General features: G+C 73.2%; 17 protein-coding genes. 5 read left to right on the top strand and 12 right to left on the bottom strand.

The window, feature by feature from the left end; genetic code table 11:
• Position 1 precedes the first annotated feature (1 nt).
• Genes QBL21_RS29110 through QBL21_RS29100 form a run of 3 tightly spaced genes read left to right on the top strand, consistent with a single transcriptional unit; the run spans position 2 to position 4514 of the window.
• The gene (locus QBL21_RS29110) at positions 2 to 1303 is read left to right on the top strand and encodes an ROK family protein (protein WP_407565209.1); all 1302 of its coding nucleotides are present in this window, start codon (positions 2 to 4) and stop codon (positions 1301 to 1303) included.
• Complete coding sequence (locus QBL21_RS29105; protein ID WP_407565208.1) at positions 1300 to 3240, top strand: ABC transporter permease subunit; 1941 nt, start codon at positions 1300 to 1302, stop codon at positions 3238 to 3240. Before QBL21_RS29110 ends, QBL21_RS29105 begins: the two co-directional genes overlap by 4 nt.
• Complete coding sequence (locus tag QBL21_RS29100; RefSeq protein WP_407565207.1) at positions 3237 to 4514, top strand: extracellular solute-binding protein; 1278 nt, start codon at positions 3237 to 3239, stop codon at positions 4512 to 4514. Before QBL21_RS29105 ends, QBL21_RS29100 begins: the two co-directional genes overlap by 4 nt.
• 86 nt (positions 4515 to 4600) lie before the next feature.
• Here the strand turns inward: QBL21_RS29100 and QBL21_RS29095 are convergent, their stop codons facing one another.
• From QBL21_RS29095 to QBL21_RS29065, 7 genes are all read right to left on the bottom strand, one after another.
• Positions 4601 to 7531 carry a glycoside hydrolase family 3 C-terminal domain-containing protein gene (locus QBL21_RS29095; RefSeq protein WP_407565206.1) on the bottom strand — a complete coding sequence of 977 codons (2931 nt, stop codon included), beginning with the start codon at positions 7529 to 7531 and terminating at the stop codon, positions 4601 to 4603.
• Positions 7532 to 7616: 85 nt separating this feature from the next.
• Positions 7617 to 8669 carry a LacI family DNA-binding transcriptional regulator gene (locus QBL21_RS29090; RefSeq protein ID WP_407565205.1) on the bottom strand — a complete coding sequence of 351 codons (1053 nt, stop codon included), beginning with the start codon at positions 8667 to 8669 and terminating at the stop codon, positions 7617 to 7619.
• 16 nt (positions 8670 to 8685) lie between these two features.
• Positions 8686 to 10983: an alpha-xylosidase gene (gene yicI / locus QBL21_RS29085; RefSeq protein WP_407565204.1), complete on the bottom strand. Its 2298-nt coding sequence runs from the start codon at positions 10981 to 10983 to the stop codon at positions 8686 to 8688.
• 27 nt (positions 10984 to 11010) lie between these two features.
• Positions 11011 to 11832 carry a carbohydrate ABC transporter permease gene (locus tag QBL21_RS29080; RefSeq protein WP_407565203.1) on the bottom strand — a complete coding sequence of 274 codons (822 nt, stop codon included), beginning with the start codon at positions 11830 to 11832 and terminating at the stop codon, positions 11011 to 11013.
• Positions 11829 to 12836 (bottom strand): carbohydrate ABC transporter permease, encoded by a 1008-nt coding sequence (locus QBL21_RS29075; protein ID WP_407565202.1) that lies wholly within the window; start codon positions 12834 to 12836, stop codon positions 11829 to 11831. Before QBL21_RS29075 ends, QBL21_RS29080 begins: the two co-directional genes overlap by 4 nt.
• Entirely contained in the window at positions 12833 to 14137 is a 1305-nt protein-coding gene (locus tag QBL21_RS29070) for an ABC transporter substrate-binding protein (RefSeq protein ID WP_407565201.1), read from the bottom strand. Before QBL21_RS29070 ends, QBL21_RS29075 begins: the two co-directional genes overlap by 4 nt.
• 133 nt (positions 14138 to 14270) lie before the next feature.
• Complete coding sequence (locus QBL21_RS29065; RefSeq protein ID WP_407565200.1) at positions 14271 to 15302, bottom strand: NADP-dependent oxidoreductase; 1032 nt, start codon at positions 15300 to 15302, stop codon at positions 14271 to 14273.
• A gap of 100 nt (positions 15303 to 15402) precedes the next feature.
• Here QBL21_RS29065 and QBL21_RS29060 point away from each other — a divergent pair, with 100 nt between their 5' ends.
• Positions 15403 to 16317 carry a LysR family transcriptional regulator gene (locus QBL21_RS29060; RefSeq protein ID WP_407565199.1) on the top strand — a complete coding sequence of 305 codons (915 nt, stop codon included), beginning with the start codon at positions 15403 to 15405 and terminating at the stop codon, positions 16315 to 16317.
• Here QBL21_RS29060 and QBL21_RS29055 read toward each other — a convergent pair.
• From QBL21_RS29055 to QBL21_RS29045, 3 genes are all read right to left on the bottom strand, one after another.
• Positions 16314 to 17507, bottom strand: coding sequence for a lactonase family protein (locus QBL21_RS29055; protein ID WP_407565198.1), 1194 nt, complete (start codon positions 17505 to 17507; stop codon positions 16314 to 16316). The two genes, QBL21_RS29060 and QBL21_RS29055, sit on opposite strands and share 4 nt — an antisense overlap.
• Positions 17508 to 17869: 362 nt before the next feature.
• A complete protein-coding gene (locus tag QBL21_RS29050; RefSeq protein WP_407565197.1) occupies positions 17870 to 19462 on the bottom strand; it encodes an FAD-binding oxidoreductase in 1593 nt (530 codons plus the stop codon).
• A gap of 327 nt (positions 19463 to 19789) precedes the next feature.
• The gene (locus QBL21_RS29045; RefSeq protein WP_407565196.1) at positions 19790 to 21319 is read right to left on the bottom strand and encodes an MFS transporter; all 1530 of its coding nucleotides are present in this window, start codon (positions 21317 to 21319) and stop codon (positions 19790 to 19792) included.
• A gap of 84 nt (positions 21320 to 21403) precedes the next feature.
• Between QBL21_RS29045 and QBL21_RS29040 the strand changes: the two genes are divergently transcribed.
• On the top strand, positions 21404 to 22384 hold the full coding sequence (locus tag QBL21_RS29040) for a LysR family transcriptional regulator (protein ID WP_407565195.1): 981 nt from the start codon (positions 21404 to 21406) through the stop codon (positions 22382 to 22384).
• Here QBL21_RS29040 and QBL21_RS29035 read toward each other — a convergent pair.
• The gene (locus QBL21_RS29035; RefSeq protein ID WP_407565194.1) at positions 22359 to 24662 is read right to left on the bottom strand and encodes a PQQ-binding-like beta-propeller repeat protein; all 2304 of its coding nucleotides are present in this window, start codon (positions 24660 to 24662) and stop codon (positions 22359 to 22361) included. The genes QBL21_RS29040 and QBL21_RS29035 overlap by 26 nt on opposite strands.
• A gap of 194 nt (positions 24663 to 24856) precedes the next feature.
• Complete coding sequence (locus QBL21_RS29030) at positions 24857 to 25243, bottom strand: RidA family protein (protein ID WP_407565193.1); 387 nt, start codon at positions 25241 to 25243, stop codon at positions 24857 to 24859.
• Positions 25244 to 25248 lie beyond the last annotated feature (5 nt).

Below are 25248 nucleotides of genomic sequence, written 5' to 3'. Positions count from 1 at the left end.
TATGGCATCGGCAGCGGAGCTGGGCGGGGACCTGTCCCGGCTGCGGCACCTGAACTCGCTGGCGGTCGTGGACGTCCTGCGCGGCGCCGAGCCGCTCACCCTCACCGCCGTCGCCGAGCGCACCGGCCTGTCCCGGCCGTCCACCAAGGACGTCGTCGGGCAGCTCGTGGAGCTGGGCTGGGTCCAGGAGATCGGGCCCGCGCAGGGCACCGTGGGCCGGCCCGCGCGGCGGTACCGGTTCCGCGCCGACGCCGGCCACGTCGCCGGCATCGACATCGGCGTGCACAGCGTGCGCGCCGCCGTCGCCGACCTCGACGGCACCGTCCACGCCCAGACGCACCGCCCCGTCAGCCCCGCCACCCCCGTCGACGACCGCATCGCCGCCGCCGGCCAGGCCGTCGCCGACTGCCTGGCCGCCGTCGGTCTGGGAGTCACGGACCTGTGGGCGGTCGGCGCGGGCACCACCGGCATCGTGGACCGCGCCGGCACCGTGCAGTACTGCGCCGGCGTGGCCAACTGGACCGGCGTCGACCTCGCCGACCGCATCGGCGCGCTCTTCCCCTGCGCCGTGCAGATCGACAACGACTCCCGCCTCGCCGCCCTCGCCGAACGCGAGTGGGGCGTGGCCAGGGACGTGGACGACGCCGTGTTCCTGCACGCCGGCCGGCGCACCGGCGCCGCGCTGGTCGTCGGCGGCCGGGTGCACCGCGGCTTCGGCGGCGTCGCCGGGGAGGTCGGCATGCACCCGGTGACGCACTGGGTCACCGCCGCCTCGTACCTCCACGACTGCCCCGCCGTCCCCCCGGACGTGCCCAAGAGCGACGCCGCCCGGCACACCTTCGCCGCCGCCCGCGGCGGCGACCCCATCGCCGTGGCGGCCGTCGAGCGGTACTGCGACGACCTGGCGCTGGGCACCTCGGCGATGGTCATGACCCTCGACCCCGAGCTGGTCGTCCTCGGCGGCGGCTTCTCCCGCGCCGCCGACGTGCTGCTGCCGCGGCTGCGGCGGCGGCTGGAGGACGTGTGCCTGCGGGTGCCGGAGCTGCGCGCCTCCGCCCTCGGCGAGGAGTGCGTCGCCGTCGGCGCGATCGGGCGGGCCGTGGCCCATCTCGACGGGGAGCTGTTCGGCGGTGCCGCGGGGCAGATCGTGCCGCTGCACGACCTCGCCCCCGGCGACATGAAGACGGCAGAACCCCCAGGCCACCCGGGCGATCAGCGCCACCCGGGCGTGCGGGCCCAGCGGCGCGATCCGGGCGATCAGGGCGCCCCGAGACCTGACCGAGCAGCAGGAGGTGCCCGTTGACGACGACGCCCCGGACCGAGGCGACCGCCGGTCCCGTACGGAACGAAGGCGGCGCCCCGCCGACGTCCCCGGCCCCCCGGGCCGGCACCGCGCCGCCGCCGGTGAGCCCGCTCCGCGCCCTGTGGCGGCGGACCGTCCCGGCCCGCTGGCTGGCGCCCAGCACCCTGCTCATCGCGGCCGTGATCGTCTTCCCGGCGGTCTACATGGTCGGGATGTCCTTCGTGGAGATCAACCGCATCGGCCTGACCGACGGCTTCGCCGGGCTGGAGAACTACCGCAGCCTCTTCGCCGAGGACGAGCTGCCCGGCGTGGTCGGCAACACCCTGCTGTGGGTCGTGGTCGTCGTGGGCCTCACGGTCCTCGCCTCCCTCGCGCTCGCGCAGTTCCTCGCCAAGGACTTCTTCGGCCGCCGCTTCGTCCGGCTCGCGCTGATCGTGCCGTGGGCGACGTCCCTGGTGATGACCGCGACCGTCTGGCGCTTCATCTACGAGGGCGGGAACGGCCTGCTCAACCGGCTGCTGATGGATCTGAAGATCCTCGACTCGCCGGTGGACTGGTACAAGGACCCGGACATCGCCTTCTACTCGCTGATGGCGGTCGGGGTCATCACCTCGATCCCGTTCACGGCGTACGTGCTGCTCTCCGGGCTCCAGACCATCCCCGGCGAGCTGATGGAGGCCGCGAAGATCGACGGTGCCGGGCCGTGGACCACCTGGCGCCGGGTGACGCTGCCGATGCTGCGGCCCTCGCTGACGGTCGCGCTCGTGCTCAACATGCTGCACGTCTTCAACGCCTTCGCCCTGATCTGGGTGATCATGGGCAAGACGGCCGGCAACCACGCCGACACCTCCGTCACGTTCATGTACAAGATCGCGTTCACCGGCCGGCTCGACACCGGCGAGGCCGCCGCCCTCGGCGTGCTCAACGTGATCGCGATCAGCCTCCTCATCGCCGTACTCATCCGGCTGCTCAAGGGCCGCGACCCGCTCGCCCCCGGCAAGGAGCGCCGGGGCGGCGAGGCCGCCGAAGCCCTCGGCCGTCGTACGCGCCTCGCCTCGGCCGCGCTCGCCCGCGCCGTACGCCCCGTGACCGGGCCGCTGGCCGCCGGGTGGCGGCGGGTGCGGCACATCGGGCTGCCGATCGCCGGGCTCTGCGTCGCGCTCTTCTTCCTCGCGCCGTACGTCGCGATGTTCCTCGGCTCGCTGAAGACCGACGCCGAGCTGTTCCAGGTGCCCGCCGACTACCTGCCCGACGAGTGGGCCTGGTCCAACTACGCCGACGTGTGGGACAAGATCCCGCTGGCGAGCTACTTCAAGGTCAGCCTGATCGTCGCGCTGGTCTCCACCGTCGTGGTGCTGCTGATCGCCGCGCCCGCCGCCTTCATCCTGGCGCGGACGAGGTTCCGCGGCCGGGGCGCGTTCCTCGGGCTGGTGCTGGTCTCCCAGATGTTCCCCGCGGTGGCGCTGCTCATCGGCCTGTACCGGGAGGCGGTCTTCACCGGCGGGATCCACAGCTACTGGTTCATCATCGCCGTCAACTGCGCCTTCAACATCGCCTTCGCGATCTGGATCCTGCACACCCAGTTCTCGTCCATACCCGTGGAGATCGACGAGGCGGCGATGCTCGACGGGCTCGGCCGCTTCCGGATCATGGTGCGGATGGCGCTGCCGCTCGCGGCCCCCGCGCTCATCACCGTCACCATCTTCACGTTCATCCAGGTCTGGAACGAGTTCGTCATCTCGCTGACCGTCTTCAACGAGCCCACCGAGAACCGGGTGCCGCTCACCGTCGGCGTGCAGCAGTTCGTCGGCCTGTACGAGACGAACTACCAGTACCTCTTCGCCGCCTCCCTGATGGCCATCGTGCCCGCGGTGATCCTGTTCGCGCTCATCGAGCGGTACCTGGTGAGCGGCCTGACGAAGGGCAGCACGAAATGAGCCACCCCACGTTCGGCAGCAGGCCCGGCAGAAGGACCGTCCTGCGCGCCGGCGCCTCGCTCGCCTCCGCGTCGGCGCTCGCCGCGCTGGCGGCCTGCGGCCGGCCCGTCGCGGCCGGCGACCCGAACTCCATCAAGGTCGTCATCGCCCAGTACACCGACGGCACGCAGCCGCACTGGCGCAAGCTCGTCGCGAAGTTCGAGGCCAAGCACCCCGGCAAGCGGGTCAAGCTCCAGATCATCGACTGGGGCAACCTCCAGACCCAGATCAACACCATGGTCCAGACCGGCCAGTTGCCGGACATCGCCAACCTCAACCTCTTCGCCGACTACGCCGACGCCGACCTGCTGCACCCCGCCGAGGACGTCCTGGCCCCCGAGGTCTACGCCGACTTCATGCCGGCCTTCGCCGGCAACGCCTCCTACCGCGGCACGCAGTACGCGCTGCCGTTCCTCGCCACCGTCAACGGCATGTACTACAACAAGGCGATCCTGCGCGAAGCCGGCTTCGACGGGCCGCCCGAGACCCGCGACCAGTTCCTCGACGCCGTCGACCGGATCAAGGCGCTGCCCGGGAAGTACGTCCCGTACGGGCTGGCCCTCGGCATCGAGTCCGGGCACTACGAGTTCGGCACCTGGGCCCGCGCCAACGGCGGCGGCTGGACCGAGAACGGCAAGTGGGCCATCGACAGCGCGCGCAACGTCGAGACCCTCGGCTTCCTCCAGGACCTCGGCAAGCGCGGCTACACCCAGCCCAACCCCGGCCAGACCAACCGCCCCGACGGCACCTGGCCGCTGTTCGCCCAGGGCAAGGCGGCGATGGTCTACGGCGCCTTCGGCGCGCGGGCGTTCCTGGACCTGATCGAGAAGGGCGAGGTCGACTACGGGCTCGCCGTGCACCCGGTCAGCCACGGCGCCGAGCCCGTCGCGCACGGCATCCAGGACTACCTGATGGCGTTCAAGAAGTCCGGCAACCGCGAGCTGATCCGTGACTTCCTCAGCTTCTTCTACCGGCCCGAGAACTACGTGCCGTACCTGAAGACCGAGGGCCTGCTGCCCACCACGCAGTCGGCGGTCGACGTGCTCAAGGACGACCGGCGGGTCGGGCGGTACGTGGGGATGACCGGCCGGGCCCGGTTCGACCCCACCACGCGGCCGGTCTGGGCCGAGCTGCTCGGGGTGATGGGCAACGACCTGGGCAAGGCCGTCAGCCAGAACTCGGCGCCGGAGAAGGTGCTCCGCGAGTTCCAGTCCATCGCGGTCTCCGGGGACTGAGCGCCCCCTGAACGTCCGCGGCGGGCGGCTGTCCTCCCGCCCGCCGCGGACCACCAATCCGGACCACCGACCCGCGGGCCGCCGGCTCAGCGCAGCGAGAAGTCCGCGATGCGCACCCCCTCGCTCGGCACCAGGTACACGTCCCGCCGCCCGGCCGCGCCCCGCAGCACCGCCGTGACCTCCTCGTACGCGTACCGCGACCCCGTGCTCGACACCGCCGCCGTACCCGCGAGGCGGCCGTCCGGCGTGTCCAGCCGGACCTCCACCGTGCCGCCGCCCGGCGACTCCTTCGCCACCCGGGCCGCCAGCCGCCGCGCCCCGCGCCGCAGGTCCGCGTCCGCGAACAGCAGCCACGCGCCCGCCGACTCCGCGCCGACCGCCGTGCCCCGCGGCTTCGACTCGTCGATCAGCCGCACGCCCGCGTAGTCGTCGAAGTTCTCCGCCCGCGTCGTACGCCGCAGGTCCCGCGGCGGCACCGTCTCTCCGTCGACGGCCAGCTCCGCCCGCGCCCGGATGTCCCCGGACGAGGCGCCGACCAGCACGTCGTACGTGCTGCGCTCGACCACCCAGCGCTCGCGGGTGACGTCCCAGTGCGCCAGCGACCCGCGCGCCAGCGGCAGCGTCACCGTCCGCGTCTCGCCCGGCCGCAGCGACACCTTCGCGAACGCCTGGAGCTTCTTCACCGGCTGCTTGACCCGGGAGCTGCGCTGCCGGGTGTAGAGCTGCACGACCTCCGCGCCCGCCCGCCGGCCGGTGTTGGTGACCGCCACCGCCACGGCGCCGCGCAGCAGCCGCGGGCGGCCGTAGCGGAAGGTGGTGTACGACAGGCCGTGGCCGAAGGGGTAGAGCACGTCGCCGGTGAAGTACTGGTACGTGCGCTCGTACTTGATGTTGTCGTACTCCAGGATCGACGGCAGGTCGGCGGCCGAGCGGTACCAGGTCTGGGTGAGCCGGCCCGCCGGGTTCACGTCCCCGAACAGCACGTCCGCGAGCGCGCGGCCCGTCTCCTGGCCCGCGTGGGTCGTCCAGACCAGGGCCGGGACGTGCTCCTGCTCCCAGGTCAGCGTCGTGGGGTAGCTGTTCTCGACCACGACGACGGTCCTGGGGTTGGCGGCGAGCACGGCGCGTACCAGGGCGGACTGGGTGGCGGCCAGGCCCATGTCCTCGCGGTCGTCGGTCTCGCGGGCGTTGATGAACGGCATCGAGCCGACGACGACGATCGCGACGTCCGCGGCCCGCGCCGCGGTCACGGCCTCTTCGACGCCGTCGCGAAGCGTTTCGACGGTGTAGCGGGAGGCGTCGGCGGCGGTGCCGAGGACGAGCCCGCCGTCCCCGTCGCGGGCGCGGAGGTAGACGGCGTCGCCGAGCCAGTTCTCGTAGCCCGCGTAGCGCAGCACCACGGTGCCGTCGTCCTGCTCCTCCGGCCGGAACAACTGCGAGACGAACCAGCCGTTCGGCTGGTCCTGGTCGTTGAAGAACCGGTAGCCCTCGGGCCCGTCGCCGTCCGGGTCGCGCATGCCGACGACCTTGCCGTTGGCGACCGCCCGCAGCGTGACGATGCCCTCGCCCCAGCCGAAGACGTCGAACTGCTCGGTCTCGCCCGCCGCCGTCGCGCCCTCGGCCAGCGCCGCGCCCCCGTCGCCGGTGCCGGCGGTGACGTAGCGGCCGGTCGCGGCGTTCCGCAGCGCGATGCGGTCGACGCCCTCGCTCGTGGTCACCTCCGCGCCCGCGCCGAGCCGGTCGGTGATGCCCTTCAGCGGCGTGATCGCGTACGGCAGGCTGCCCGAGTACCAGTCGGTGTAGAGGGTGTCGGCCAGCGGGCCGACGACCGCGGCCGTCCGCAGCGCACGGGCGTCGAGGGGCAGCGCGCCGCGGTCGTTCTTCAGCAGCACGACCGCCTCGGCGGCGGTGCGGCGGGCGAGCTTGCGGTGCGCGGGGCTGTCGATGACGGACCTGTCGAGGTGCCCGTACGGGCCGCCGTCCGCGGTGAAGTCGCCGAGGCGGGCGCGGATGTCGAGGATGTGCCGTACGGCGGTGTCCACGTCCGCCTCGGTGAGCAGGCCCTGCGCCAGCGCCTCCTTGACGGCTGCGGCGGTCGGGCCGCCGTCGGTGTCGTCGGTGGTGAAGCTGTCGACGCCGGCCTTCAGGATGGCGGCGTCGGCCTCGGCGAGGGTGTCGAAGTACTTCTGTGAGCCGCCGGCCGGGAGGTTGTTGGGCGCCCAGGCGTCGGTGACGTTGAGCAGGGTGCGGTCGGTCCAGGTGCGTACCGAGGAGTTGAGGTCGGTGACCGTGCAGGGTCGGCCGTTGACGAGGTTGTACGCGGTCATGACGCCGCACGCCGCGTCGGCGGAGATCGCCGCCCGGTACGCGGGCTCCTCGTACTCCTTGAGCACCCGCGGGCGCAGGTCGGAGGAGGTCTGGTCGCGCCGGACCTCGTTGTTGTTGGCGAGGTAGTGCTTGACCAGCGGGGCCGTCTTGAGGTTGTCGGGGTCGCCGCCGGTCAGGCCGCCCGCGTAGGCCGTGGAGATCACGCCGGTCAGGTACGGATCCTCGGAGTAGCCCTCCTCGTTGCGGCCCCAGCGCGGGTCGCGCAGCAGGTTGACGACGGGCGCCCAGACGTTCAGGCCCCAGCCGGCCGGGCGTTCGTGCTGGAGGCCGCGCACCTCGTCGCCTACGGCGGCGCCGACCTCGCGGATCAGCGCGGGGTCCCAGGTGGCGGCGAGGCCGACGGCCTGCGGGAAGACGGTGGCGGGGCCGAGCCAGGCCAGGCCGTGCAGGGCCTCGGTGCCGGTGCGGAACGCCTTCATCCCGAGCCGGGGGATGGCCGGTTGCCACTGGTGGAGCAGGGAGATCTTCTCGTCCAGGGTGAGTGCGGCCAGCAGCTCGCGGACCTTGCCCGCGGCGGCCGTGCCTGCCGTGCCTGCCGGGGCCGCCGCGGCGGTGCCGGCCAGCGCCGTGGCGAGAGGCCCGGCCAGCGGGAGGGCCAGCGGGACGGCGAGAACTGTTCTTCGTTTCACGTGCGCGACTCCTTCTGATCTTGTCGAATCGCTTCGACTACGAGATGAGAGTTGCTCCGTTCCGCAACGCGAGGCTCCCGGCCGGCTACCCGGCCCGCGGCGCCGTCGTCGCCCGCCGGGTCAGCCACGGCGCCAGCAGCGTCGCCTCCTGCACCGGAAGCCGGTCGAGCTTGCGCATCAGCAGCTCCACCGCCCGCGCGCCGATCTCCGCGGACGGCACCGCCACCGACGAGATCGGCAGCGGCGCCTGCTCCGCCACCTCGTCCGGGCAGATCGCCACCACCGACAGGTCCTCCGGCACCCGCAGCCCGAGCCGCCGAAACGCTTCGATGAGCGGCTGCACCACCGGCTCGTTGTGCACCACCACCCCCGTCAGCTCCGGGTGCTCGCCCAGCAGCCGCTCCGCCATCGCCTGCGCCGCCGCCGGGGTGGCCTCGCAGGGGTGCACGGTCGACGTCAGCCCGCGCTCGTCGGCCGCCGCGGTGAAGCCCTGCGTGACGCGCTGCGCGAAGCCCGTACGGCGCAGATAGACCTCCGGCGGCGAGCCGACCAGCGCCACGCACCGGTGGCCCAGCTCCGCCAGATGCGTCACGCACGCGCCGCCGGCCGCCGCGAAGTCCAGGTCGATGCAGGTCAGTCCGGCGGCCTCGGCGGGGAAGCCGATGAGCACCGAGGGCCGGTCCAGGGCGCGCAGCAGCGGCAGCCGGGCGTCGTGCAACTGCACGTCCATGACGATCAGCGCGTCGACCAGCGCCGTGTCCGCCACCCGCCGCAGCCCCTCCTCGCCCTCCTCCTGGGTCAGCAGCAGCACGTCGTGGTCGTGCTGCCGGGCCGTCGTCACCACCGACACCGCGAACTGCATCACGACCGGCACATGGATCCCGGTGCGGAACGGGACGACCAGCGCCAGCACGTTGGACCGGCTGCTGGCCAGCGCGCGGGCGCCGGCGTGCGGTCGGTAGCCGAGTTCGCGGATGCTGGCCTCGATGCGCTGCCGCGTCTCCTCGGAGATGGGGCGCTTGCCGCTGAGCGCGTACGAGACGGTGCTCGGCGACACCCCGGCGTGCCGGGCCACATCGGTGATCTTGACCATCAACTCCCCCTGCTCCCGCTGCCTGCCGCGCCGGCCGTTCGACATGCCGGACAGCCGGACCTTAGCCCAGCTCCGCGACGACGACGCCGCGGCCCGCGTCCGCGCGTACCGTGGGGCCGCCCACGACCTCCAGCGCCCACGGCTTCCCGGCCCCCGCACCGCTCCCGGACGCACCCCCGCCCGCCGACGCCCGGACCGTGCCGCCCTCGGCCACGACCGTGAACACCGTCCCCCCGACCGGCACTTCCACCCGCTGCCCGGGCGTGAGCCCGTACGCCCGCAGCGTCACCCCGTCCGCGTAGTCGTAGTCCGGCCGGTCGTCCACCGCGCCCACCGGCAGCACCGCGCCCGGCCGCACCAGCACCGGTGCGCTCGCGAACCCGTGCCGCTCCCGCACCCACCGCGGCCCGTGCACCTCGGTGCCGTCCAGCAGGTGCGTCCACGTACCCTCCGGGACGTAGTACGACACCTCGCCCCCGTCGCTGAACACCGGCGCCACCAGCAGGTCGGGCCCGAGCATGTACTGCCGTTCCAGATGCGTGCACGCCCGGTCGTCCGGGAACTCCAGCGCCATCGGCCGCATCATCGGCACGCCCTGCTCGTGCGCCTCGCGCGCCACCGCGTCCAGGTACGGCATCAGCCGCAGCTTCAGCTTCGTGAACACCCGCAGCACGTCCACGGCCTCCTCGTCGAAGAGCCACGGCACCCGGTACGACGACGAGCCGTGCAGCCGGCTGTGCGACGACAGCAGCCCGAAGGCGATCCACCGCTTGAACAGCGCCGGCGACGGCGTGCCCTCGAAGCCGCCGATGTCGTGGCTCCAGTACCCGAAGCCCGACATCCCCAGCGACAGGCCGCCGCGCAGTGACTCGGCCATCGCCTCGTACGTCGACTCGCAGTCGCCGCCCCAGTGCACCGGGAACTGCTGGCTGCCGGCCGTCGCCGAGCGCGCGAAGACCACCGCCTCGCCCTCGCCGCGGTGCTTCTTCAGCACGTCGAAGACCGTCTGGTTGTAGAGGAACGCGTAGTAGTTGTGCATCCGCTCGGGGTCGGAGCCGTCGAAGTACGCGACGTCCGTGGGCACCCGCTCGCCGAAGTCGGTCTTGAAGCAGTCCACGCCCATGTCGAGCAGCGCCGCGAGCTTGCCCGCGTACCAGGCGCGCGCGTCGGGGTTGGTGAAGTCCACCAGCGCCATCCCCGGCTGCCACAGGTCCCACTGCCACACCCCGCCGTCCGGCCTGCGCAGCAGGTAGCCGGCGTCGCGGCCCTCGGCGAACAGCGGGGAGCGCTGCGCGATGTACGGGTTGATCCACACGCAGATCCGAAGACCCCGCTCTTTCAGCCGGCGCAGCATGCCCGCCGGGTCGGGGAAGACCCGCGGGTCCCACTCGAAGTCGCACCAGTGGAACTCGCGCATCCAGAAGCAGTCGAAGTGGAAGACCGACAGCGGCAGGTCGCGCTCGGCCATCCCGTCGATGAAGGAGGTGACGGTCTCCTCGTCGTACGAGGTCGTGAACGACGTCGACAGCCACAGCCCGAACGACCACGCCGGCGGCAGCGCGGGCCGGCCGGTCAGCGCCGTGTACTTGCGCAGGATCTCCTTCGGCGTCGGCCCGTGGATGACGTAGTACGTCAGCTCCTGCCCCTCGACGCTGAACTGCACCCGCGACACCGACTCCGAGCCCACCTCCAGCGACACCCGCCCGGGGTGGTCGACGAAGACGCCGTAGCCGGCGTCGGTGAGGTAGAACGGCACGTTCTTGTACGCCTGCTCGGTGGCCGTGCCGCCGTCGGCGTTCCAGATGTCCACGACCTGGCCGTTCTTCACCAGCGGCCCGAAGCGCTCGCCGAGCCCGTAGACGTGGGTGCCGACGGTGAGCCCGAGCTGCTCGCGCAGGTAGTGCCGGGCCGGACCGCCGCCGGGGGCGTCGGTCTCCATGATCGCCATGCCCTTGGGGCCCGAGGACGTCAGCGGCTTCAGCCCGTCGGCGGTGAGGAAGTCCAGCCGCCACGGGCCGCCGCGCGCCACCCGCAGGGCGAGGCTGCCGGCGGTGAGCAGGGCGTGCTCGTCGTCGTACGAGACCTGCGCATGGGTGTCGGACTCCGCGAGGTGGAAGCGGGGCCCGGCGTCGGTGCCGCCGTCGAAGTGGGTGAGGGTCACGCCGATCACGTCGGGCATGGGGGAGTGGCAGGAGACCGTCATGACCGGGCCCTTCAGCAGATCGCCGCGGTGCCGGATGGGCTGGGTCGGAGCGTGCACGTCCAGCGTGCCGTCCCCGGCGGTGACGTCGAGCACCTCCGCGGGGTACGCGGCGCGGACTCCCTGACGCAGCATCCAGTAGCCGTCGGTGAACTTCATGCGCAGCCTCTCGGGGTCAGTTGGGGATCACTTCACCGCGCCCACGGCGATGCCGCGGGTCAGGGTCCGCTGGAAGATCAGGAAGAACGCGATCGCCGGCAGCACGCCCAGCAGCGCGGCGGCGTTCGTCATCGTGGCGTCCATGTCCCGCTGCCCCTGGAGGACGCCGAGGGCGACGGACACGGTCTGGTTGTCGTCCGAGACGAGCATGACCAGCGGCAGCAGGAACTCGTTCCACGTCCAGATGAAGAACAGCACCATCAGCACGCCGATCGTCGGCCGGCTGACGGGCACCACCACCCGCCAGAGCACCTGCCACCTGCTCGCCCCGTCGATCCGCGCCGCCTCGATCACCTCGCGCGGGAACCCGCCGAGCACCGAGGCCAGCAGGTACGTACCGAAGGCGGACTGCACGACGGTGAAGACGATCACGACGCTCAGCCGGGTGTCGTAGAGGCCGGCTTCCTTCGACAGGTAGTAGATCGGGTAGACCAGCGCCTCCTGCGGCAGCATGTTCGCCAGCACGAAGAACGCCAGCACGTACGGCCGCCCGCGGATCCGGCCGATGCCGATGGCGTACGCGCTGAGCACCGACAGCACCACCGCGAGCGCCGCCACCGAGCCGGAGATCAGCACCGAGTTCCACAGCTTCTGCCCGAAGTCGACGCGCTCCCAGAAGTCCGCGAGCCCGTCGAGATACACCCCGTCGGGCATGCTCAGCGGCCCGTCGCCGGAGTACTCCTCCGGCGTCTTCACCGCGTTCATCAGCACCACCAGGAACGGCAGCACCATGAACGCCGCGCCCAGCACCAGCGCCACGAGCACGGGGTACTTCCTCACCGCGGTCATCGGTTCTCGTCCTCCGCCCTCGTCTGGAGCTTCAGGGCGACGACCGCCAGCACCAGGATCAGCACGGTGAGGACGGTGGAGATCGCGGCGCCGTAGCCGGCCTGGAAGTTCTCGAAGAAGTTCTGGTACGCGAAGTACGACGGGACGTTCGTCGCCCCGCCCGGGCCGCCGCCGGTCAGGACGTACACCATGCCGAAGACCTTCAGCGCCGCGATCGTGCACCACAGCAGCACCACCGCGATCTCCGGCCGCAGTTGCGGCAGCGTCACGTGCCAGAACCGCCGCCACCAGCCCGCGCCGTCCAGCTCCGCCGCCTCGTGCAGGGCCGGGTCGACGCGCTGGAGCCCGGACATGAAGATCACCAGGGGGAAGCCGATCTGCACCCACACCATCACGGCCATCACGCTGTACAGCGCCCAGTCCGGGTCGCCCAGCCAGTCCTGCTTGAGCCCGTCCAGCCCGGCGGCGCCGAGGAGTTCGTTCAGCGAGCCGCTCTCCGGCGCCAGGATCCAGCTCCACACGATGCCGGCGACGGCGATCGGCAGCACCTGCGGCAGGTAGAAGCAGGCGCGCAGCACCGCCACCCAGCGGCTGCCGGCGTACCGGCCGACGACGTCGAAGAGCGCCGAGGCCAGCACCAGGCCGAGCGCGGTCGGGATCAGCGCCATCGCCGCGACCATCGCCAGGCTGTGCCGGAAGGACTCCCAGAAGTCCTCGTCGCCGAGGAGCCGGTCGTAGTTCTCCAGACCGGTGAACTCGGGAGTGCCGACGCCGCTCCAGTCGGTGAAGCTGATGCCGGTGTTCATCGCGAACGGCACCACGATGACGACGAGGAACGCCAGCGCGCCGGGCAGCAGGTAGAGCGCGTACGAGCCCTCGGTGGACGAACGGCGCGCACGGCCCGTACCGCCGCGGCCCTTGCGCCACCGCCGGCGGGAGGGGGTTCCGCTCCCGCCGGCGGCGCGAGCCGCGTCCTTGGAGACCGCGGTGACCGGGGCGCTCATTCCTGTAGCACGTTCTCGTCGTACTCGGCCTGGAGCGACTCCAGTACGTCGCCCGGCTCCGCGCTGCCGGTGAGGAGCTTCTGCGTCTCGGAGGTCATGGAGTCGTAGAAGCCGTTGGCCGGCCAGTCGGGGTAGTAGGCGAGGCCGTCGCCGTCGGCGAGCGTCGTGTAGTCCTCGATGAGGGACTTCGACTTCGGGTCGGTGATCGCGGCGGCGTCGGCCGCGACGGGGACGCCGCCGTTGTTCCCCAGGACGTTCTGGATGCCCTTCTTCATCGTGAGGTCGATGAAGTCGTACGCCAGCTCCTTGTTCTCGGCGCCCTCCGGGACCACCCACAGGTTGCCGCCGGAGCCGAGGGTCAGGTCGCTCCCGGGCCACAGGAACGTGTCCCAGTCGAACTTCTGCACCTCCGCCTGGAAGCGCCCGTACCACCAGCTTCCGGAGAACAGCATCGGGTGCTTGCCCTGGATGAAGGAGACGCCGGCGTCCTCGGCCTTGGTGCCGGAGGAGTTCTCGGCGATGTACCCCTTGTCGACCCAGTCGGCGAAGGTCTCGGCGGCGTACGTCCAGGCGGCGTCGGAGAAGTCGGTCTCGCCCCCCATCTGGAAGGAGTCGACCCACGCCTTGTCGGCCCGGCTCAGCGCGAGCTGGTAGAGGTACTGCTGCGCCATGTACTCGGCGCCGGCGTTGGCGAACGGGGTGATCCCGGCATCCGCGAACGTCGCGAGCGCGTCCTCCAGCTCCGCGAACGTCGTCGGGACCTGCACGCCGTGCTCCGCGAAGAGGTCCTTGTTGAAGTAGACCATCGTGAACTCGGCGTAGTTGGGGATGCCGTACCAGGCGCCGGAGCCCATGACGCCGCTCTCGTCGTAGCGGCTGGTGGTCGCCACGGTCGGCGGTACGGCGTCTGCCCAGCCGCGCTTCTCGGCCTCCGCGGTGAGGTCGGTCAGCAGGCCCTGGCGGGAGAGCTGGCCGGTGGTGGCGTTGCCCTTGTTGTACTCCATGAGGTCGGGCGCCTGGTCGGAGTTGAGCACCTGCGGGGCGGTCTTCTGGATCTGCTCGAAGCCCTTCTCCTCGAACTCGACCTTCACCCCCGGGTGGCTCTTCTCGAACTCCTCGACGGCCTGCGCCCACGCCTTGCCCATGGCACTGTCCGGGCCCTCGTAGTGCCAGAGCCGGAGGGTCTTCCCGTCGCCGGCCCCGCCGTCGTCGGAGCCGCCGCACGCGGCCAGCGTGCTCAGCGACAGGGCTCCCGCCAGGGCGGCAGCCAGCAGGCGCGCCCTTCTCCGTGCCTTCAACATCCACTGCCTCCGGGAGAGTCGTCTCGTCGAATCGTTTCGATGAGAGGTGTCGAAGCGCTTCGACGGAGGAAAGTAGGGAGGGCCCGGCGGTATGTCAATGGCGTTGACAAAAGGGGGTGGCGGCGGGGTGCCGTCAGGCGTCCGCCCCTGCCGCGCTGTCCGCCCCGGCCGCGCCGTCCGCCCGTACGATGATCTTGCCCTGGTTCTCGCCCCGGAGCATCCCCAGGAACGCGCCCACAATGCCGCCGAAGCCGTCGACCACGGTCTCGTCGAGGGTGACGCGCCCGCTCTGGAGGTGCGGCACGACGAACTCGTACAGTTCCTCCTGCACGTCGGGGTAGTCGCGGACCAGGAAGCCCTCCATGCGCAGGCTCTTCTCCACGATGTCGGGAAGGTTGCGCAGCGCGTAGGGCGTGCCGGTGGCGTTGTACTGGGCGATCGTGCCGATCCGTACGATCCGTCCGTATGCGCGCAGCGAGGAGATCGCCGCTTCGAGGTGCTCGCCGCCGACGTTGTCCAGGTAGAGGTCGATCCCGTCGGGCGCCGCCCCGGCGAGCAGTTCGGCCACCGGCCCCGCGTGGTAGTCGAAGACCTCGTCGTAGCCGACGTGTGCGGTCAGGTAGGCGGCCTTCGACGCCCTGCCCGCGCTGCCGATCAGCCGCCCCGCGCCCATCAGCCGGGCGAGCCGCCCGGCGGCCGTGCCCACGCCGCCGGCCGCCGCCGAGACGAACACGTCCTGGCCCGCGCGCAGTTCGGCGATGCGGGTCAGGCCGACGTAGGCGGTCAGGCCGGTGCCGCCGAGGATGCTCAGGTGCGCGGAGAGCGGTACCCCGTCGAAGCGGGGGACGGGGCGCGCCTGGTCGGGGGTGACGACGGCGTGGGTGCGCCAGCCCTGCCGGTGGAAGACGATCCCGCCCTCGCGGAGCGACGGATGGAGGGAGTGCACGACCCGGCCGAGCGTGCGGCCCTCCAGCGGGGCGCCGAGGGCGAAGTCCCCGTCCATCATCTCGCGGTGGTACGGGTCCACCGACCAGTACAGGTTCTCCACCAGCGCCGTTCCCGGGCCCGGAGCCGGAACCGCGGACTCCACGAAGGCGAAGTCGTCGGCGGTGGGGAAGCCGCGGGGGCGGGCGGTCTGGTGCACGGTGAGCGCGGTGTCGGTCATGGCGGCGACCGTACGGAAGAAATACGGACGCCGGGCAGAGGGTTGCGCTCATGGAACGGTCCGATCCATGAAGGGCCCTCATGGAAGCAGGTGGGACCCCATGGCAGCCGCAGCCCCGCTCGCGTCCGCACCCGGTGCGGCCGCCGCCGGCGACCTGGCCCCGCACGAGCTGCGCATCCTCGTCGCCGTCGACCGCGAGCGCGGGTTCTCGGCCGCGGCCAGGGCCCTCGGGCTGACGCAGTCCGCGGTCTCGCACTCCATCCGCGGGACGGAACGCAAGGTCGGCGCGGTCCTCTTCGAGCGGGGCCGCACGGGTGCGACTCCCACCGCGGCCGGTGCCGCCGCTGCCGCCCATGCGCGCAGGGTCCTGCGGCTCCTCGACACCCTGGCCGCGGAGGCCCGCGGCGCCGGGCGCGGCACGGTCACCGGCCCGCTGCGCATCGCCGCCTTCCGCAGCGCCGCCCTGCACCTGCTGCCGCCCGTCCTGGCGCGCCTCGCCGACCGCCACCCGGGCATCGAGGCGGAGGTGTACGTCGTCCGCGAGCTGGGCGCGGGCACCGCCGGCGAGGTCGCCGAGGGGCGCGCGGACGTGGGCATCGCCACGATCGACGCCCCCGCTGCCCTGCCCGCCGGGCTCCTCGGGGACGTACTCCTCGAAGAGCCCTACGCGCTGGTGCACCCGGCCGGCCACCCCGCCCCGCGCTCCCTGCCGCTGGTGGACTGGCACGAGAACTGCGGCTCCTACACCCGCGAGTGGTGGACCCGGCAGGACTGGATTCCGAAGGCCACCGTCCTGACCGAGGACGACGGCGCGGTGCTCTCCATGGTGGGCAGAGGTCTCGGCATGGCGATCATGCCCGCGCTCTCGCTGGCCGACGTACCCGACGGCGTCACGGTCACCGATCTCGGCCGCGGACGCCCGACCCGCTCCGTGGGCTACCTCACCACCGCCGAGTCGGCCGCCCGCGGCGCCGTGCGCGCCCTGATCCGCGAACTCCGCGCGGCCACCGGCTAGGGCAGTGCGCCCCCGAAGGCGACGCACGCCGGGCTCGGCGCCGCGGCGGTGGCGCCGGTGCGGCGCAGCGCGCCGGAGCGGGTGACGCGGAACGACACCACGTCGTCGCTGTTCTGGTTCGCCACCAGCAGCACGTCGCCGCCCGGGGCGAGCGCGAAGTGCCGCGGCCACGCGCCGCCGGTCGAGGTGGTCTCGCGCAGGTCGAGCCGTCCGTCGGCGTCGACCGCGAACCGGGCGATGCTGTCGTGCCCGCGGTTGGACACGTACACCGTCCTGCCGCCCGGGTGCACCGCCACCTCCGCGCAGTAGCTCTCGCCCCGGAAGCCGCGGGGCAGCGCGCTGAGGGTCTGGAGCCAGCGGAACGTGCCGCGTTCCGCGTCGTACGTGAAGGCCGTCACCGACGACGTCAGCTCGTTGACGACGTAGACGAACCGCCCGCTCGGGTGGAACGCCAGATGGCGCGTGCCGGAGCCGGAGGCGACCTGGAGGAACGGCAGCGGGTTCGGCGTCAGCTTCCCCGCCGCGGGGTCCAGCTTCCAGGCCCAGACGCGGTCGGTGCCCAGGTCGGCGCCGAAGACGTAGCCGTACGCCGGGTCGAAGGCGACCTGGTGCGGGTGCGGGCCGCTCTGACGGTCCGGGTCCGGGCCCGTACCGGTGACGGTGACGGTGTCCGAGACGGGCCCGGGCGTGCCGTCCGCTCGCAGCGGGACGACGGCGAAGGTGGCGCCGCCGTAGTTGGCGACGATCAGGTTCTCGCCGCGCTCGTCGAGCGCGCCGTGCGCGGGGACGCCGGGCACGGGCTGGTCGCCGGTGCGGGTCAGCTCGCCGGTGGCGGGGTCGATGGCGTACGAGACGACGCCGCCGCCCTTCTGCCCGTTCCAGGTGCTGACCTCGCAGACGGCGTACAGCACGGGCAGCCGCGGATGCACCGCCAGCCACGACGGGTTGGGGACGCCGGGCACCTCCTGGACCGGGGAGAGGCGGCCGTCGCCGGCCATCCGGAACACGGCGAGCCCGGCGGGGGCGCCGGGGCCGCCCGCGTAGCCGCCGACGTAGACGGCGCGGGGGCCGCGGGCTGCCGCCGCGGCGGAGGCGGGCGCCGCGGCCGCGGGTGCGGCCGACGCGGGCGAGGCGGAGCCCAGCGCGGGAACGACGCCCGCCAGCGCCGCGGCGCCGAAGACCGGCAGCATCTGGCGCCGGCTCGGGCCTGTGGGGGGCTCGGGAGCGGGAGTGTGATCGGAGGACGAGGACGAGGACGAGGGCGGGGGCGGGGCGGAGGCGTTCAAGGCGGTGCTCCTCTCGTGGCGGGGACGGTCACCGTCGGAGCGGGATCGTGGGGTGCGCGGGGCTGTCGCGGTACGTGAACGGGGTGCGGGGCGCAGGGCGTTCGCGGTGGGTGGCGCTGTCGTCGTACGCGGTGCTGTTGCCGTACGCGGTCCCGCTTGCCGTACGTCCGTAGCCTGCCCGGTCGCGCGGGTTCCGTCGACGGCGCGCGCACCGCCCGGCCCGGGGTCCCCTGCGCCCCGGGCCGGGCGGCGGCGCCGCGTCCGCCCTACTCGGGCAGACGGACGGACTGGGCGTGCCGGAAGACGTCACCCGGGTCGTACGCGGCCTTGACCTGCTGGAGCCGGGCGTAGCCCGCCTTGTAGTACAGGTCGTGCCAGGGGGTGTCGGAGGTGTTCCACCGCGGGTCGGAGAGGTCGATGTCCGCGTAGTTGACGTAACAGCCGTCGTTGACCTCGTTGGGGACGGGGACGCCGCCGGTGTCCGCGTACACGTCGCGGTACATGTTCCGGATCCAGGCGAGCTTGCCCGCCTCCTCGGACTGCTCGCTCCAGTACGCCTGGTACTGGAGCTTGATGATCGAGTCCCGCTGCGCCATCGCCGTCGCGTCCGAGTCGACCGCGTTGACCTGGGCGCCGTACGAGTCGATCGAGACGAGCGCGCTGCGCAGGTCGGTCTCGGTGAGGTTCTTGTACATGGCGGCTATCTGCTCGTCCGGGAACGTCCGCCGCAGGTACGCCGACTTGTAGTCGCCGCGCCCGCCCCAGCCGGAGCCGCCGAGCTGGCGGGTGGCGACCAGCCACGACTTCGCCTGCGGCGCGAACAGCTCGGGCATCGCGCGCATCTCGTTCGTCGAGAGCGTCGTCGGCTGCGCCTCGCCCATGTGGCCGCCGACCTCGGCCAGGAACTCGTCCAGCTTGCGCGCCGCGTCCGGCTGGGTGGCGTCGAACTGGGTGGTCATCGAGATCGAGCCGCTGGCCTTCGTGCTGCACACGAGCATGCTGAACATGCCGGAGTACGGGTTCCCGGGCGCGCTGTACTCCTCGTAGAAGCCGCTGTAGTTGCGCAGCAGGGTGCGGAAGCGGTCCTCGGTGATGTTGTTCCACGACCACGACTGCTGGTGGACGAACACCTCGCCGGGCGGCTGCGGCAGTTGCTTCTCCGGCGCCAGCCGCGCGGTGCCGGGGGCGCGCATGAAGTACTTCGTGACGACGCCGAAGTTGCCGCCGCCGCCACCGGTGTGCGCCCACCACAGGTCGTGGTGCGGGTCGTTCTTGTCGCTCGTGGCCACGATCGCGCGGGCCTTGCCGGAGGCGTCCACGACGACGACCTCGACGGCGTGCACGTAGTCGACGGTCAGCCCGAACTGCCGGCACAGGAACCCGAAGCCGCCGCCCTGGATATGGCCGCCGGCGCCGACGGAGGAGCAGGAGCCGCCCGGGATCGTCACCCCCCAGACGCGGTACAGCTCCATATAGACCTCCATCAGCGTGCACCCCGGCTCGATGACGAAGGCCCGCCGCTTTTGGTCGTAGGAGATGTTGTTCATCGCCGACAGGTCGATGACGACCTGGGTGTCGGAATGGAAGACGAATGCCTCGTAGCAGTGGCCGCCGCTGCGTACGGAGATGCGCTTTCCGGCGCGTACGGCCTCCTGCACCGCGGCCACCACCTGCTCGGTCGCGGTGGCCACCCGGATCGCCTCGGGCTCGGCGCGCCAGCGGCCGTTGCTGCCGGAGACGAAGTCGGGATAGCGGGCGTCGGCGGGCGTGATGGTCGAGGCGGGACCGCCGCGGCCGGCGGCTCCGGCCGAGGTCGCGGCGGCGAGCTGGCCGCCGCCGAGGGCGGCGGCACCGCCCACGGCCGCACTTGAAAGAAGTACTTTCCGGCGTGAGACGTTGTCCATGAGAAAACTCCCGTCGGCGCAGAGGGAAAATGGGCAGCACAAAGTCCGGCGGCACGCATTTGCGTAGGCAGGGGAATTTCGGAGGGGCGGCGCTCGATGCGGGAAGATGCTAATCCGGGGTGGCCGGGACGTAAATGCCGGGTTGGGAATGCCCGTATTCAATTCCCTGATACTCGGCGGGAGTTGCGGCCCTGTCGTGGGGCTGCTGTGGGGCGTTGCGCGGAGCGCAGCCAACGGAATGTAGCAGACCGCCTGGGAAAACGCCGGTGCCGGCCGTCCGCTTCAGGCCGGGCGGTGGCGAGTGGCGCGAAGGGCGGTGGCCGCGAGCGCGGCGGCGGAGGCGGCGGCGAGGGGGACGGCGTACGCGACGGCGGGCGGCTGGGCCGCCCAACTGCCCGCGGCCCAGCCGCCGGTGGCGGATCCGGCGGCGATGCCGGCGAGGAGGGCGGTGACGGCGAGGGTCATGCCCTCGTTGAGGCGGCCGGCGGGGGTGCGGGCCTGGACGAGGGACATGCCGGTGATCATCGTGGGCGCGGTGGCCATGCCGGCGAGGAGGAGCGCGGGGGCGAGGAGGGCGAGGCGGCCGGTGGCGGCGGCGAGGAGGGGGAGGAGCATGAGGGCGGCCATGGCGGCGACGCAGCGGCGGAAGAGGGGTTCGGGGGCGGGGGTGCGGGTGCTGCCTGCGACGGGCGTGCGCGCGGGGGACGGGTCGGCGGGGGACGGGTCCGGGCCGGACGGGTCCGGGGCGGGGGTGTCGGCGGCGGACGGGTCCGTGGGCGGATCCATGGGCGGATCTTCGGGCGGGACCGCGGGCTCCGACGACCGCGCGGAAGGTTCCTCCGTGCCCCCGGCCGCCACCGTGACGGTCGCCTTCGTGACCGGTGTCTCCGCTACGTCGAAGGTGCCCACCGCGTCCCCGGGCCCCGCCGGTTCCGTACGCCCGGGCGCGCCCGGTCCGCGTATGCCGTAGACGAGGCCCGCCAGGCACGAGCCGGCGGCCATGAGCGCGAGGATGCCGCCGGCCGCGGCCGGCCGGCCGAGGCGGTCCGCGTACGCGATCGTGACGACCTCCATCGAGCCGAACACCGCCCCCGCGCAGCCGAACGCCGCCAGCAGCGGCGGGAACCCGGGCCGCCGCAGCGGCGACCGCGTCCGCTCGCCCGGCGCGCGCGGCCGGGGCGGGGGCTCGGTGCTGCGCTGGGCGGCGAAGAGGAGGATGCCGGCGAGCAGGAGCACGGCGCCGGTGACCGTGCCCGCCTCGGGGAAGGCGATGGTGCAGAGCAGGGCGGCGAGGACGGGGCCGGTCATGAAGCACAGCTCGTCGGCGGCCTGCTCGAAGGAGTTGGCGGTGTGCAGGGCGGCGGCGTTGTCGGTGGTCCCGGGGCCGCGGAAGGCGTGGGCCCAGCGGGCGCGGGACATGCCGCCGGTGTTGGGGGTGGTGGCGGTGAGGAGGTAGGCGGCGAAGAGCGTCCACGCGGGCGCGCGGAGGTGGACGCAGAGCGCGAGCGCGAGGGAGCCGAGCGCCGCGATCGCCGCCGCGGGGACGGCGATACGGGCCTGGCCGCGCCGGTCGACGAGGCGGGCGGTGAGCGGCCCGACGACGGCGGTGGCGGCGAGCCCGGCGGCGGGGACGGCGCCGGCGAGGGCGTACGAGCCGTAGCGCTCGGCGATCATGATGACGGCGCTGACGGAGAACATGCCCATGGGCAGCCGGGCGATGAGGTTCCCGGCGGTGAACGCGCGGGCGCCGGGGACGGCGAAGAGCCGGCGGTAGGGGCCGAGGGCGGCGGCGAGCGGGCGCGGCGGGGACATGCCGAAAAGGCTCGCGGCAGGGGTCCGCGCAGGTCCAACACCTGATCGCTGGCCATTCACGCGCGTACGTTGTGAAATGGCCGGATGCCGACCACACCCCGGGACGTCGAGCCCCGGCTGCTCCGCGCCTTCGCGGCGGTCGCCGAGACCCTGCACTTCACCCGGGCCGCCACCCGCCTGTACGTCGCCCAGCAGGCGCTGAGCCGCGACATCCGCAGGCTCGAACGCGAGCTGGGCGCGGAGCTGTTCGTCCGCACCACGCGCCAGGTGCGGCTGACCGCGGAGGGCGAGCGGCTCCTGCCGTACGCACGGCGGGTGCTCGCGGCGTACGACGAACTGGCCGGCGCCGCCGACCCGCGGTCCCGGCCGCTGCTGGTCGACGTCGGCGCGCGCTACAGCACGGGGCAGCGGATCCTGGACGCGGCCCGCGCGGCGGCGCCGGACCTGGAGCTGGTCGCCCGGTTCCACAGCGGGCTGACGGGAGCGGCGGCGGAGATCGCCGCGGGGCGGCTGGACGTGTCGTTCGGCCGGGTGGCCGGGCTGGCGCCGGGGACACGGGCGGCGCTGCGGCACGAACTCGTCCGGCTGGAGCCGATGGCGGTGCTGCTGCCGTCCGCGCACCCGCTGGCGGCCCGGACCACGGTGCCGCTGGCGGCGCTGGCGGGGGAGATGCTGTACGCGGCCGACGGCAACGCGGCGACGGCGGAGTGGACGGACCTGGCCCGCGAACTCTTCGCCGGCCACGGCATCCGCCTCGCGGCGCCGTTCCCGGAGATCGACGGCGAGGCGGAGTTCGTCCGGCTGGTGCACCGGCACGGCTGGTCGGTGCTGGCGACCACGGAGTTCGCGGACATCCCGGACATGACCCTGCGCCCCCTGACGGACCCGGTCCCCCTGTCCCCGGTCTCCCTGGTCTGGCGCCGCGGCCTGACCCACCCGGGCCTACGCGCCCTCCGCACGGCAGCGGCGGAACTGGCCCGCACCCACGCCTGGCTGCACCACCCCCCGGACGCCTGGCTCCCGGAAGCGGACCGCGCGCTCAGAGCGCCATCGCGTACAGGATGAAGTGCCGGCCCTCCGCCTGGTCGTGGGTGCCGAAGTAGACCGTGCCGTCGGCGATGGCCGGAGGCGAGGCGATGACGGACTCGGCGACGGCGTCGAAGGACCAGCGCTCGCCGCCGGTGCGGGCGTCCAGCACGGTCAGCCTGCCCTCGGTGGTGGCGAAGCACACGGAGCCGTCCCCGACGACCGGGTCGAGGTGCACGTCGCCGCCCAGGGGGAAGCTCCAGCGCCGCTTGCCGCTCGCCGCGTCCAGGGCGTACAGACGGTCCGTGAAGTCGTGTACGTAGACGGTGCCGTCCGCGACGACGGGGCCGGAGGGCTGGAGTTCCGACAGCGGCGCGGACCAGCGCCGCCCGCCGCCGGCGGCGTCGACGGCGTACACGCTGCCGTTGTCGGCCGAGAAGTGGACGGTGCCGTCCGCGACCGCGGCCGGGGAGAGGACGACGGCGCCCTTCGCGGAGGGGTTGGTCCAGCGCCTCTTGCCGGTGGCGGAGTCGACGGCGTGCAGGACCCCCTCGGCGTCACCCGTGTAGACGGTGCCGTCCGCGACCACGGGAGCGGGCGGGGAGAGCGAGGGCTCCCAGGGATAGCCGTAGACCCAGCGCCGTTTCCCGCCGGTGGCGTCGAGGGCGTACAGCTTGCCGGTGCGGGTGCTCACGTAGACGGTCCCGGCGGCGACCGCCGGCGCCGTGGCGGGAGCGTCGCCGCCGGGATAGGTCCAGCGCTGCTCGCCGTCGGCGGCGCCGAGCGCGTACGTCCTGTCGTCGGGAACGGTCAGGAAGACGGTGCCGTCGGCGACGGCCGGACGACCGGGCGACTCGTCGAGGGGAGCGGTCCAGCGCTGCTCGCCGCCGGTGGCGTCGAGGGCGTGGAGGCCCACGGCACGGCTCTCGGGGTCCGCCGTACCGACGACGTAGACGGTCCCGTCGGCGACCGCGGGGGAATCCATCAGCGCGAAGTCCGGGAGGGACCAGCGCTCGGTGCCGCTCTCGGCCGTGGCCTTGCCGCCGGGCGATCCTTCGGCGCCCGGGCGGTCGCCGCCGCGGTCGCCGTCGCCGCTGTCGCCACCGAGCTTCCATGCGGTGATGCCGGCGCCGGTCGTGCCCAACGCGAGGGCGGCGGCGAGGATTTGGCGTCGGCTTCGGCGGCTGGGGCGGCGGCCGGGGGCGGTGTCGGCGGGAGGCGCGGCGGGGGAGTCCGGGGCCGGTATCGGCGCCGCCGGCGCCCCGACGGCCGTTGGCGGGTGGACCGTTGCCGGACGGGCCGGCGGCGGGTGGACCGGCGGCGACTGCGCCGGGGTTCTGCCGGTCCGGGTGGGGGTCTCGTGGGCGTCCTCGTCCGCCGGCGGCGGTGCCGGCGGCGGGGCGGGATCGGTGGCCGCCGCGCGGTCGTCGTCCCGGAGGGCCCGGGCGACCGCCGGCGGCAGCCAGCCGAGTGCGGAGTGCGGCCGGGGCGAGTCCTTCCCGCTCTCCTGGAGCGTCTGCCCCAGGTCGTCGAGCAGCGCGGCCACCGTGGGCCGCTCCCGCGGATCCTTGGCCAGGCATCTCGCCACGACGGCACCGAGGCGCGGGGGCAGGCCGCTCAGGGCAGGCCGTTCGTGGACGATGCGGTAGTGCAGGGCGTGCGGCGCGCCCGTTCCGAACGGGCCGGATCCGGTCGCGGCGAAGGCCAGTACGGCTCCCAGCGAGAACACGTCGCTTGCCGGTCCGGCCTGCCCGTCCGCCGTCAGTTGCTCCGGAGACATGAACCCTGGGGTGCCGACGACCGTGCCGGCCTGGGTGAGCACGCTCACCTCGTCGGTCACGGAGATCCCGAAATCGATCACCCGCGGACCGTCCGGCGCCAGCAGGACGTTCGACGGCTTGAGGTCGCGGTGGACGATCCGGGCGGCATGGACGGCCTCCAGCGCCTCGGCGAGCCCCGCCCCGAGCGCAAGCACGGCCGACTCGGGCCACGGGCCGTGCTTCGCCAGCGCCTCCCCGAGGGACATCCCCGGTACGTACTCGGTGGCGAGCCACGCGGGGGAGCCCGCCAGGTCGGCGTCGACGACCGCGGCGGTGAAGACGCCGGTGACCCGGCGGGCGGCGGCCACTTCCCGGGCGAACCGCCGCCGGAACCCGGCGTCCTCGGCCAGCTCGGCCCGTACCACCTTCACCGCCATCGCCCGGCCGCCGGGCGAACGCCCCAGGAAGACCCGGCCCATGCCGCCGGCGCCGAGCCGCGCCACGATCCGGTACCGGCCCACCTGACGAGGATCCCCCGCCTCCAACGCTGTGAGCACCGCCCCACCTTCCGCTAGGTCCCCCGCCGGACCCGTCACGGCGCGGGACGATGCGGGGTGCCGGCTGCCTGGACGATCAAGTGTCTCCCACGTCACGGGTGGGGGCGAGTTCGTCAGGCGCGTGCCCCGGCACGGCCGGTCGGGGCATGGGCGATCGCCGACGCCACCGGCGTTCGCGTTCTCGTTGCCGGGCGTCAGCCCGCGGCGATGACCTCGATCTCGACGAGCCAGTCGCTGACGAGGGTGGTGGCGACGACGGCGGTCGTCGGGACGGGCCTGCCGCCGAGTGCGGCGGTGCGCGCGGCCGCGTTGGCCTCGGCGTAGGCCGGGTCTCGCAGGTAGCTGGTCAGGCGCACGATGTTGTCGACGGTCATGTCGGCCGAGGCGAGGATGGCGCGGATGTTCGCCCAGATCAGGTCGAGTTGCTCCGCCAGGCCGGCGCCGGGCTTGCCGGCCGGGTCCAGGCCCATGGTGCCGGCGACGAACAGAAGCCGTGCGGCGCCCTGGACCTCCATGGCGTGCACGTAGTCGTCGGTGGCCGCGTAGACGCCTTCGGTCGGGTTGTGCGGCACGAGTTCCACTGGCT

Source organism: Streptomyces sp. 184 (assembly GCF_045781775.1).
Lineage (GTDB): Bacteria > Actinomycetota > Actinomycetes > Streptomycetales > Streptomycetaceae > Streptomyces.
The sequence above is the reverse complement of the archived record's forward strand: the minus strand, read 5'-3'. Positions and strand labels throughout refer to the sequence as shown.